At 65.7% G+C, this 12398-nt stretch carries 8 protein-coding genes; all 8 read right to left on the bottom strand.

Going from position 1 to position 12398, the window contains the following annotated elements; all coding sequences use genetic code 11:
- Positions 1 to 42 precede the first annotated feature (42 nt).
- A complete protein-coding gene (locus U1839_RS06390; protein WP_332802824.1) occupies positions 43 to 2394 on the bottom strand; it encodes a TonB-dependent receptor in 2352 nt (783 codons plus the stop codon).
- Between the two features lie 175 nt (positions 2395 to 2569).
- Positions 2570 to 3898 carry a peptide MFS transporter gene (locus U1839_RS06385; protein ID WP_332802823.1) on the bottom strand — a complete coding sequence of 443 codons (1329 nt, stop codon included), beginning with the start codon at positions 3896 to 3898 and terminating at the stop codon, positions 2570 to 2572.
- Complete coding sequence (locus U1839_RS06380; RefSeq protein ID WP_332802822.1) at positions 3850 to 4860, bottom strand: dipeptide epimerase; 1011 nt, start codon at positions 4858 to 4860, stop codon at positions 3850 to 3852. The genes U1839_RS06385 and U1839_RS06380 overlap by 49 nt, the downstream gene beginning before the upstream one ends.
- Positions 4860 to 6863: a serine hydrolase domain-containing protein gene (locus U1839_RS06375; protein WP_332802821.1), complete on the bottom strand. Its 2004-nt coding sequence runs from the start codon at positions 6861 to 6863 to the stop codon at positions 4860 to 4862. Before U1839_RS06375 ends, U1839_RS06380 begins: the two co-directional genes overlap by 1 nt.
- Before the next feature lie 101 nt (positions 6864 to 6964).
- Positions 6965 to 8560, bottom strand: a complete 1596-nt coding sequence (locus tag U1839_RS06370; protein WP_332802820.1) for a serine hydrolase — start codon at positions 8558 to 8560, stop codon at positions 6965 to 6967.
- Between the two features lie 11 nt (positions 8561 to 8571).
- A complete protein-coding gene (locus U1839_RS06365; protein ID WP_332802819.1) occupies positions 8572 to 10047 on the bottom strand; it encodes a serine hydrolase domain-containing protein in 1476 nt (491 codons plus the stop codon).
- Positions 10044 to 11177 carry a YkvI family membrane protein gene (locus tag U1839_RS06360; protein ID WP_332802818.1) on the bottom strand — a complete coding sequence of 378 codons (1134 nt, stop codon included), beginning with the start codon at positions 11175 to 11177 and terminating at the stop codon, positions 10044 to 10046. Before U1839_RS06360 ends, U1839_RS06365 begins: the two co-directional genes overlap by 4 nt.
- Complete coding sequence (locus U1839_RS06355) at positions 11174 to 12220, bottom strand: N-acetyltransferase DgcN family protein (RefSeq protein ID WP_332802817.1); 1047 nt, start codon at positions 12218 to 12220, stop codon at positions 11174 to 11176. Before U1839_RS06355 ends, U1839_RS06360 begins: the two co-directional genes overlap by 4 nt.
- Positions 12221 to 12398: the final 178 nt, after the last annotated feature.

Genomic DNA, 12398 nt, shown 5'->3' with positions numbered 1-12398 from the left:
CGGTCGAGGGCGGGGTGATGCCACCGCCCTCGACCGTCCCCCTCAGAAGTTGAAGCCGAGCGTGGCCCCGAAGGTGCGCGGACGAATGCTAACCGCCCGTGCCAGTGGTGTATTGGTGCCACCGATCGCCGTCGGCACCGTGGTCGCGTAGGTCACGTTCGACAGGGCGTACTCGTTGGTCAGATTCTTGACGTAAAGCCCAAGCGAGAAGCGGTCGAAATTGACGCCAGCGCGGAGATCGACCGTCTGGTAGCCGTCGAGCGTCAGGCGACGCCCGTACGCCGCACGATAGGCTGTGTTGAACGTGGCAGCCTGATCGGCAATCAGGTGGATATTGCCGCCGATATAGGCCCGTGCGTTCGGCCCGACCGACCACTCATAGTCCGCCGAGACATTGGCGTTCCATACCGGGCTGTAGGGCAATTGATCACCGGCAAGGCCACCGGTGAGGTTGAGGCCGCCCACTGCGGGCACGGTATCGTCGAGCAGCTTGGCCTTGGTGTAGGTGAGGTTGCCCACCACGTTCAGGCCGCGCGTCGGGCGCAGCGTGACGGTACCCTCGACGCCATAGCTGCGCGCGCGCTGGCCGTTGCCGTTGATGCCGACCGGCGTGCCGTTGACCGTCGTGCTGGTGGTGATGAGGATATTCTTCCAGTCGATGTAGAAGGCCGCAACGTCGACGCTGAAGGCGTGGTTGGCGGTCTCGCCGCGATAACCCGCCTCATAGCTTATCAGCGTGTCGGAATTGAACTGGGTCGGAAAGGTCGCGGGCGCGCCAGGCGGCACGAAGTTGGGGCCGCCCGGGCGATAACCCTTGGCGACGCGGCCATAGATCGCGTTGTTGCGGTCGATCTCGAAGCGCGGTGCGACCGACCAGGTGAACACGCCTTCCGACGAGCCGCCCTTGATGGGCGTGCCGCCGCCAAGCTGGATAACGGCCTGGGTCGAGCTTTGGTTGTTATGGCTGTAGCGGCCGCCGGCGGTGATATCGAACTTCGGCCCGAGGTGCAGCGTGCCACTGGCGAAGCCGGCATATTCCTCATAGCTGGCGTCGATCATGGCATAGACGAACTTCGAGAAGGTCAGGCCGGAGAAGGTCGTGGCCGGCGGAATCAGCGCACGGGTCGCGATCGTGAACGGCAGATATTCCTGGTAGAGCCGGGTCTTCTCGTGCGTGTAGTAGCCGCCGATCAACCATTCGAAGCTATCCGAATCGGCCGAGGCCAGGCGGACTTCCTGGGTGAACTTGTTGAGCGAGATGTCGTTCTGATAGGCCAGACCGATGGTGTTGGTCGTACCGGCAGCACCATAGACCACCTGCGCCGTGCCGCGCGCGGAGTTGGTGCTGATGTCGCTGATCTGCTTCTGCTTCTGCGTCGCATAGCTGGTGACCGAGGTCAGCGTACCGAAGCCGAGGTTGTAATTGATCGTGCCGTTATAGAGTTGGTAGTGAACCGTGTTGAGTTCGGGATAGAGCTCGAAACGGGTGCGCCTGGTGCCCTGCGTCGCGCCGGTCAGCGCGTTGACGGGCTTCAGCGTGACGGGATCGACCTCGAAATTGGCCGGTGAGCCGACATTGATATTCTGGATCAGGCCGGTCAGACGGATCGACAATTGGTCCGTCGGCTTGAACAGCAGCGAGGCGCGGCCGCCGAAGCTGTCGGCATGGTTGATGTTGCTGCCGGCACGGCCGATGGCGTTAACATAGCCGCCGATCCGGTGGTAAAATCCGCTGGCGCGCAACGCGAGTGTGTCGCCGAGCGGCACGTTGATCAGCGCGTTGCCATTATAGCTTGCCTCGCCGCTCTGCGTGGTCTCGATGCCGGCCAGGCCGCGCACTTCGAGTTTCTGGGTGGACGGCGTGCCGGTGACGAATTTGAGCACGCCGCCGAGCGAGTTCGAGCCATAGAGCGTACCCTGCGGGCCCTTGAGCACTTCGACGCGCGCGACGTCGAAGGTGTCGAAATCGCCGGCGAGAATGCCGCCATTGGACAGGCTGCCGCTGGAACCGAACGGCACGTCATCGACATAGACCGCGACGGTCGAACCGACCGAGCCGGTGTTGACACCGCGCAGCACGAGCCGCGTCTCACCGGGATTTTCCTGCGTGAGGGTCAGACTGGGGACGAGCTGCGCATAATCCTGAAAGCTGATCGCCGCCTGTCGCTCAAGCGTGGCACCGCTGATCACCGAGATCGATTGCGGCACGTCGATGAGGTTCTGGATGCGATGCTGCGCGGTGACGACGATATCGCCGTTGGGTGTCTGCTCCTGAGCGGGGTCGGCCGCCGGCGCGGGCGCGGCAGGGGCCGTCGTCTTGGCGACGGCCGGCATGGCCATCATCGCCAGCGCCATCGCGGTGCTCGTGCCCAATATCGAACGACCAGTGATCATCTTGATACCCCTTTGCTCAACTGGGACGCTCCCCGCGCCGCCAGGTCGGTGTGACATAAGAGCGGCCAACGGTCTGAGTGCCGCCGATCCGCTGGTGGGAACTGAAACAGGATAAAATCACGCTTGGAAGAGAATTACAATCCTGTTCAGGACAATGAACCGACGAATGTGACATTTATGTGCCAACCGGGTCCATGCGCCGCACCGCCGGGTCGAGCGAGCGCAGCAGCGCCGCCGCTATCCCGGCGAGCGCTGCGAGCAGCAGGAAGTAGGCGGCGGGTGTCATCGTGCTCCACAGCGTGCCGACAAAGCCCGCCGACAGGCTGCCGGCAAAGATGGTGAGATACCAGGCGGCGACGGTGGTCGCGCCGAGCCGGGGCGGCGCGAGCCGGGCGAACAGGCCGAGGCCGCTGGGCAGGATATGCAGTTCACCGACCGTGTAGATCAGAAAGAACAGGACCAGCCAGATCCACCCCGCATGCCCGGCACCCGCGGCCGATGCCACGCCGGCCAACATCACGAAGGCGATGGCGACGATTGCCGAACCGAGCGCCATGCGGCGCGCGGGCGACTGATCATGCCCGGCCGCCGCGCGGCGTTTCCACCACGCCAGCAGGGCCGGGGTGAACAGGATGACGATCACGGGATTGAGCGACTGGAACCACGTCATCGGGATGACGAAATGCCCGACCGAGCGATCGACACCCTGATCGACCCACAAGGCCAGCGTATTGCCGGCCTGTTCGTACGCCCCACGGAAAATGACGACGCACAGTGCAACGGCAGCGAGCGTGAGCGCTGTCGCTCGCCCGTTTATCGCACTGGCGGGCCGCTCGCCGGCGACAATGACAGGCGTCGCGGGCGCGGGCAGATATTGTTGCCCGGCAAGATAGATGACCAGACCGGCCAACATGCCGATGCCGGCCAGGCCGAAGCCATAATGCCAGCCATAGATCTCGCCGATCGTGCCGCACAGCAGGGGCGCGAGAAAGCCGCCGATATTGATGCCGACATAATAGACATTATACGCCCAGCCACGGCGCGGATCGCCCGAGGCATAGAGATCGTTGATCTGGCTCGGCAGGCTGGGCAGGAACAGGCCATTGCCCAGCGCGATGGTCGCAAGCGCCACATAGAGCAGCGGCTCGAACGTCATCATGAAATGGCCCGCGGCCATGATCGACGCGCCGATGATCACCGCGCGCCGTTTGCCGAGCAGCCGATCGGCCACGACACCGCCGATGATCGGCGTGAAATAGGCACAGGCCGTATAGGCGCCATAGACGAGCGAGGCATGGCCCTGCCCGAGCAACAACTCCTTGGTCATGTAATACATGAGCAGGGCGCGCATGCCGAAGTAGGAGAATTGCTCCCACATGTTGGTCAGAAACAGGATGGTGAGGCCGCGCGGTTGACCGAACCAGGTCTTTTCCGGCGGCATCACCGCGTCGGCCATCACGCCGCGATCATCGCGTCCGCGCCCCAGACCCGGTCGTCGCACCATACCATGCCGTCGCGATAGGCGACGCCGGGCACGCGATCCTGCTTGAGGAAGGTCGGGCCGTCGAGATCGACGAGGTCGCACAACTGGCCGAGCACGAAGCCCGGCGCCATGGCAAGGCTGGTGCCGACCATGTTGCCGACCATCACGCCGAGCCCCACCTCGCGCGCTGCGGCAGCGATCATCAGCGCCTCGGTCAGGCCCCCGCATTTATCGAGCTTGATGTTGAACACGTCGAACCGCGCAGCAACGGCCTCGACATCGCCGAGCGACAGTGCGCTTTCGTCGGCGGCAAGCGGGATCGGCGATTTATAGCCGTCGAGATCGGCCTCGCGGCCGCGCGCCAGCGGCTGTTCGATCAGCGAGACGCCGGCCTCCTGCATCGCCGCGACCAGCGCGTCGAGATCGGCGATGCCGAAGCCCTGATTGCCGTCGACGCCTAGCCACACATCAGGCCGCGCCGCGCGGATCGCATTGACCCGAGCAATGTCGAGATCGAGTTCGCCGGTCAGCTTGATCTTGATCGAACGGGCATCGGCATAACGGCGTGCACCTGCCGCCATCACCTCGGGCGTGTCGGCGCCGAGCGTGAAGGTGGTGACCAGCCCGTGCGGCTCGTCCATTCCGGCCAGCGCCCACACCGGCTTGCCGGCACGCTGCGCCTCGAGCTCCCACAAGGCGGCGTCGACCGCGTTGCGCGCGCCACCGGGCGGCAGGATCGAGCGCAGCTCGTCACGCGACGGGCCGGCCTCGATCGCGGCACGCGCCCCTTCGATCGCGGCGAGCATGTGCGGCACGTCGTCGTGCAGGTAGAACACCCCCGAGCCCTCGCCGCGCCCGCGATGCGCGCCGTCGTCGAGCGTCACGACGACGACATCCGAGGTTTCGAACACATAACCCGAGATGCGGAACGGCGCGGAGAGGGTCAGCGTCTCAACCGCGACGTGGATCGACAGGCGCGCCATCAGTAGTTCACCGTCATGTCGAGCAGGCCGAAGGTGAAGGCGACGTAGAATATCATCAGCGCGGCGAGCAGGATGAGCACCGAGCCGACCTTGCTCGGCCAGCGCCGCCCGGTCTTCCAGGCGAGCAGTACGTTCCACGCCGCCAGGGCGACGGCGCCGAGGAACACGACCAGTCCGACGATCTGCATGAACCACAGCTTGGCATCGGAGTCGCTGGTCAGGTTGGAGAGATCGGCGAACATGCTGGTCACCACCAGCATCCAGCCGATCAGCACGACCAGCACCAGGCCGGCGAACAGGCGGGTGAGGCGATAGGCCTGGCGCGCTTTGCCCTCGACCGGAAGCGCGACCTTGTAGTGGCGGCGGACCAGCGCGGCGACCGGCCAGTGCAGGAACGCCAGCAGCAGGATGGCAAGGCTGGCATAGGTGAGCGGCAGGATCCAGCCCGGGGCGAGCCGCGCCGGCGTGCGGTCGAACACGGTGAACGGCGACTCCATGTCCATGCTCCAGCGCACGACCTTGCCGTCGACCAGCTTGGCGGCGAGGCGATCATGGCCGTGCACATCGCGCCACACGAACGGGGCGATCTCGACCCACTCGGTCGGCGCGCCACCGGCACCCTTGAGCGCAGGAATGAGCAACTCGCCCTTGGCGTTGGCGGTCACCTCGGTCTGGCCGACCAGCTGCAGCGCGCGGACGAAGCCGGTTTCCATGCGGCGGCTGGCCTGCCAGCTGCCGGCCATCAGCTTGACATGCTGCGCCGAGGTCGCGGCATCGACGCGGCCGTCCTTCTCGGTCATGGGGAAATAACGATCGGCGAAATCGGCGAACAGCGAACCGCGGATGATATGCGCGCCAGTCGCGCTCCCGGCGCTGTTCATCGAGATGTACAGCCCGACATGGTCGGCGAGGAACAGATGCAGCGAGGTATGGAAATTGGTCGTGTCGCCGAGATGGGCGATGACCTCGCGACCGTTGATGTTGGTCTCGAAGAAGCCCAGTTCCATGCGGTTGAGCGGCGGCAGGAAGGTGGTCGGGGTGTTGTGCATCATCTCGGCCGTTTCAGGCTTGAAGATGCGTCCGCTAGCGGTCGCGCCGCCGCCGAGATGCGCTAGCATGAACTGCGCCATGTCGGCGCCCGTCGACGACATGCTGCCGGCAGGCGCGGGGTCGACGATCTCGAACTTGTGGGGTTTGGCCGAAGCGCGCGGATAGCCGGTCGCCATGTTCGGGACGAGGCGCGCCGGCAGCGGCTGACGGAAGGTCGAGTTCGTCATGCCGATCGGCGCGAACACGTTCTTCTCGACATAGTCGTCGAACGGCATCTTCGACACGCGCTCGACGACATAACCGGCGAGCGTGGCGCCATAGTTGGAATAGGCCGGTGTCGTGCCCGGCGCGAAGATGCGCTTCGGCACGTACATCTTGAGATAGTCGCCGATGCTCTGGAGATGCTTCGGATCGAAGAACATCAGGTTCTTGGCATGATCCTCGAAGCCGGCGGTATGCGTCAGGATCTGGCGCATGGTGATCGGCTTGCCGTCATAAGCGGGGATAGTGAAGTCGATATAGCCGTTGATGTCGGCATCGAGGTTGATCTTGCCCTGTTCGACCAGCTGCATCACCGCGGTCCAGGTGACCAGCTTGGACACCGAGCCGGGGCGGAACAGCGTGCTGTCGGGATCGACCGGCTTGTGCGCGGCGATGTCAGCGTAACCGAAGCCGCGCTTGGTCACGACCTGGCCATCCTTGACCACGACGACGACGGCGCCGGCTACGTCGCCGGCGCGCAAGGCATAGGGCATGAACCCGTCGAGCCAGGCATCGACATCGCTTTTGTTGAGGACGGGCTGCGCGGCCGGCGTCGCCGGCGGCGCGGTCGTCGCGGCGGCGGTGGCCGCAACGGGTTTGGCTGGCGGTGCCAGCTGGCTCGCCTGTTGCGCAATGGCGGCGCCGGCCGTCAGCACCAGCAGACCCGCGGCAATCTTGTTGAACAAACGCATCGCAGCCCCTCTTCGCCCGATTTTGTACGTGCGGGCCTAGTTGTTTCTATTCAGGCATCATTCGTCCTGAATGGAGAAATGTCAAATGCCGACGCGAGTTCTCATTTGCGTGGCGGCACCGGCGTGAACAGCAGGTCGTGATAATCCCAGCTGAAATCGGCGATCGGCGATACGGCGCGCATCGTCATGCGCTCGACGCCGCCCTCTGGCGTCAGCGCGAAGGTCGCGTAGGCCGGCTCGATCTGCTTGTCGTCCCAGCGCACGCGGAAGCTGTCATACTGGAAATGCTCCAGCGTGCCGGTCATGCGCGGGGTCTGCTTGAAGTCGATGCGCAGTTTGCCGCCTTCGTCGCGGATGCTGATCGGGCCGTACCAGGGATCGTTATAGTCGCCGGCATAGCGCGCGGGTGCCAGCGATGGCCCGACCTGGGCCGGCGCGGCGTTGGTCGCGGCCAGGAAGGCGACGGCTTTCGCCTGGCGGTCCTTCTTGTAGTCGCGCCAGATCTTCGGCCAATCGGTGCCCGACACACCGAGATAATGGTCGAGCAGCTGGTAGGTCAGGCCCTTGATCACCTCGCCGTCCTCGGAATTGACGGTGATGAAGAAGCCGATGTTCTTGCTCGGGATCATCACCACGGTGGCACCGAAGCCGAACACCGCGCCGTCATGCATGACGATGCGCGTGCCGCGATATTCGGTGACGTCCCAGCCCAGTGCATAGGTGTTGAAGCCGGGCTCCGGCGCGTCGGGGCCGGGCAGGCGCCCGCTGGGCAGGATCACGGTCGGCCGCCACATCTCGGTCGACGCCGCCTCGCTGAACAAGCGACCATTGCCCTCGGGCAGCTTGCCATGGCCAAGCTGGATCTGGATCCAACGCGCCATGTCGTTGGCGCTGACCGACATGCCCCCGGCCGGCGCCGCGGTGCGGCCGAGCGCGTCGCGCTCGTCGAGCACGACCTGTGTGCCGAGGCCACGGAACGGCCCGTCGAGCCGGGCGTGCGGCCAGGCGCGATCGGGGATGGTGAAGCGTACCGTATCCTCGGTCGTCGAATGCGCCATGCCGGCCGGCTTGAGCACATTATCGCGCACGAATTTTTCCCAGGTGTCGCCGGTGACCTCCTCGATCAGCTGGCCGGCAACCATGTAGAGGACGTTGTCATAGGCATAACCGCTGCGGAAGCTGGTTGCCGGCTTGAGGTAACGCAGGCGGCGCACGCTCTCGCGCCGGTCGAGGTTGGTGCGCGGCACGAACAACAGGTCGCCTTCGCCGAGGCCGAGGCCGCTGCGATGGACCAGCAGGTCGCGGATCGTCATCTCGCGCGTGACCCAGCTATCGTACATGGCGAACCACGGCATGTGATCGACGACCTTGTCGTCCCACTTGATCTTGCCCTGATCGACAAGAACCCCGAGCGCGGCCGACGTGAAGGCCTTGCCGGTCGAGCCGTTGGGGAAGAGCGTGTCGGCATCGACCCGATCGGCCGCGCCGAGCTTGCGGACGCCATAACCCCTGGCGAGCGTTACCTTGCCATTCTCGACGACGGTGATGGCGACGCCGGGCGCACCGACCGACTGGCGCAGCGCCTCGACCTGCGCATCGAAGCCGGCCGGCACATCGGCCAGCGCGAGCGACGGGATTGCGGCCAGCCCGGCGCCGAGCGCGAGGCGAGCGAGGCGGGATCGAAGGAAAGATACCATTTTGAGGTTCCTCATTCGGGCTTCACATAATGATAGGTTTCGTACGGCTCCGAGCCGAGCGACAGGCGGGGATCCTGCGGCGTGCCGTAGAATTGGAGGCGATTGAACGGCCCGCCGGCGCGCGCGCCGGTGACCTGTTCGTAGAGGTGCGGGCCGATCTGGTCCCAGGCGATCTTCACCCCCTCGACCTCGGTCGTGATACTGTTCGGCCCGGTCGCCGTGACGACCATGTCATGCTTGGGATCGGCCGGGTGGCTATAGTCGCGCCGGTTGGCGCGATAATGGCCGGCCTCGGTCACGCCCGACGCGCCGGTCCAGCGCGCCGCCGGCGTCTGCGGGAAGACGCGGCCGACAATCGCCTGGCTCAGTTCGGTGCGGGCGAGATAACTGCCCTGCCCGCCGCTGGTCGACACGAAGAAACCGAAGCCGGTTTCGGGCGAGATGATCAGGTCGGAGTGGAAATCGATCGTGTTGCCGGCATGGCCGACCAGCCGTGGGCCAGCCCGGCGATAGACGAGATAGCCATGCGCCATCGGCTGAAGGTCGGGCGCGTTGCCGAAGGAGTCGCTTTCGAGCAGCCTGACCGTTTCCGGGCGCAGGATGACATGGCCGCCGAGCCGGCCATTGCCCAGCATCGCCAGCATGAAGTTCGCCATGTCCGGTGCCGTCGCCGAGAGCGAGCCGGCGGGCATCACCGAGGCGAGATATTCCGGCGTCTTGGCGACCAGCCGACCGTCGACCACTTTGTAGCCGGTCGCCATGTTGGCGCGCATCGCGCCGGTCAGCGGCTCGCGGAAGGTGCTCGAAGTCATGCCGAGCGGGCCGAAAATGTGATGGTCGACATAGTCGGGAAAGGCTTCGCCCGAGACGCGCTCGACGATGTAGCCGGCAAGTGCCGCGCCGTAATTGGAATAGGCTATCTCGGTGCCAGCCGGCCACAACCGCGCCGGAACGCGGGTCTTGAGCCAGGTCTGGTACGGCACGGTCTTTTCAAAGCTGTCGAAGATGATGCCGCCGACATCGCTGAAGCCGGGGCTGTGCGACAGCAGGTCGCGCACGCGCACCGGCTTGCCCTCGAACGGCGGAATGGTGAAATCGATATAGCGGTTCACATCGGCGTCGAGATCGACCTTGCCCGCCTCGACCTGCTGCATCAGCGCGGTCCAGGTGAACAGCTTCGACACCGAACCCGGATGGAACAGCGTGCGCTGGCCATCGACGGGCGCGCCGCGCGCGACATCCGACCGGCCATAGCCGCGGGTGAACAGCACATGGCCCTGATAGACCACGGTGACGATCGCACCGGCGACCTCGCGCGTGGCGATCTGCTGCGCCACCACGCCATCGACGAACTCGGCAAGGCCCGCGACATGCGGGACGATGGCGGGCGCCGCCCGTCGGACCGGGTGCGCGGGGCGCGCGGATGCCGCGACCGGCAGCACGGCGAGCGCCAACGCCATCGCGGTCAGGGTACGACCGAGGATCATGACAATTCTCCGGGGGTATGCGGGCCTGCGCGCAGCAGGCGGAACAGGCCGATGGTCAGCAGCGGGACGACGTAGACCGCGAGCAGGGTGTAAGCGAGCACGCGGTAGCCACGCCCGATCAGCGCGACGAGGCCGACGCGGTCGGCGACGAAGATGCAACCGATGAGCAGCACCGCCGCGACGCCGGCACGCGCGCGGTGCGACAGGTCCGCGCCCGTGCGGCGGCGCCAGACGGTGGCGACGCGTTCGTTGATGGCATGGACCGAGCCGGTGCCGCTTTCGAGCAGCGCGGCGAAGATCATCAGCTGGAACAGCAGGTGGAACAGCGGAAAATGCAGCTGTTGCAGGATGAAGTCCGACGGCAGGGTCTGTGCGGCGATCGCGGGATAGAAGGCGATCATGCAGATGAAGAACAGCAGCGCCGGCAACATCGCCAGCGGCCCGGCGACGAGGCCGGCGATCACCGCGTCGCGGCGACTGGTCAAATGCCGCAGCACCGGCAGGATCACCACCGCGCCGACGATATTGTAGCTGGCATAGGTCAGGCCACCGAGCGCCCATCCGTCGCTCGGCGCCGGCCGCGAGAAACTCTCGGCGATCTGGCCGCCGAAGCTGTTCACCGACAGCAGCACGAACAGGATGTACACTCCGTAGAGCAGGAACGAGACATATTTGAACAGCCGCTCGACCGAGGCGTTGCCGAAACTCACGAACAGCGCGATCGCCGCGGCCAGCGCCAGCGTGCCGACGATCGGCGGCAGACCCAGCGTCGCAGCGCCGATGGCGCCCGCCGCCGCGCCGAACACCGACAGGATCAGCATAACGAACAGCAGATAGGCGAGCTCGAACACGATCCAGAACGGCCCGAGCAGCCGCGCGAAGAAGCTGCGATATTCATAGGTGCCGAAGCGGTGGGCGAAGGCGAAGGTCACCGCGCACACCGCGCTCCACACCAGCATCGCCAGCACCATACCGGCGAGGCCGCCCCGTGGGCCGCTCGGCAGGAAAAACTCGGCCAGTTCACGGCCCGTCGCATAGCCGCCGCCAATCACCACCGCCTTGAACGCGAAGCCCGGCAGCAGGAAGCGCTGAAACCAGGTTGAACTCGTCGGCGTGGCGGCGGCGGTCACGTGGTAGCGGCCAGACAGCTATCGATGAGCCGGTCGAACGCCGAGCCGCCGCGGATCGGGTCGGCGACCGGCAAACCCAGCCGTTCGCTCTCCGCCGCCATCAGGGCGTCCGCCTCGGCCTCGCCCAGCGCACTGGTATTGAAGGACAGGCCGCCGCAGCGAATCGCCGCATTGGTGCGCCGGCCGAGCAGCACGGTCGTTTCGATCACCTCGTCGACGCTCGGCAGCTTGTAGCCGGAAGTGCCAAGCATATCAGTGCGGCCGGGCTCGTGGCACACCACGAACACATCGGGCTGGCTGCCATGAAGCAGGCCGAGCGACACCGCGGCATAGGCCGGGTGCATCAGCGACCCCTGTCCCTCGATCACGTCCCAATGGTCGGTTGCGGCGTCCGGCGACAGGATCTCCGCCGCGCCCGCCTCGAAATCGGAAATGATTGCGTCCATCGGTATGCCGCCGCCGGCGATCATGATGCCGGTCTGTCCCGTGGCGCGGAAGTCGCAGTCTATGCCGCGCTCGGCGAGCGCGCTGGCCAGCGCGAGCGCGGTATATTTCTTGCCCAGCGCGCAATCGGTGCCAACGGTAAGGATGCGCCTCCCGCTGCGCTTGCGGCCAGTAGCGACCGCAATATCGGCCGGCGGCGTACGCACGTCGATCAGACGGCGGCCGAGGCGATGCGCTGTTTCGGCCAGACCCGGAACCTCGGCGAGGCGGACATGCATGCCGCTGACGATGTCGAGCCCGGCCTCGAGCGCATCGATCAACGACGCGCGCCAGCTCGGCGGGATGAAGCCACCGCCATTGGCCACCGCGATGACCATCGACCGCGCGCCGCGCGCGGCCGCCTCGGCCGGCGTCATGCGTTCCAGGCCAGTGGTCACAGTGGCACCGGCGCAGACGCTCTCGCCGATGCATTTGTCGCCCGCCCAGTCGCGAAGGCCGAAGGCGGTCTTGGCGTAGCCAGGCTCGGTCGTGTCGCCGAGGAACAGCAGATAGGGCTGAGGCAGGACAGTCGCGCCAGCCTGGGGAAAGGGAAAGTTCATTATAAACCGCCGGTCGCGCGGCCCGGCGCAACCTGCGCGACCGCCTGGAAACAATGACGCATGGCCCGACCGTTCTGCGCGCAGCCAGATATGCTGACGGCGAATTGCTGCTGAACCACGATTATACCCCGATTTTTCTAAATGGGACTATGTTGGCTCAATTGGAGAACGTCAACAC

It is taken from the genome of Parasphingomonas halimpatiens (genome assembly GCF_036663795.1).
Taxonomy (GTDB): domain Bacteria; phylum Pseudomonadota; class Alphaproteobacteria; order Sphingomonadales; family Sphingomonadaceae; genus Sphingomonas.
This window is presented reverse-complemented; position numbering and strand designations above follow the sequence as displayed.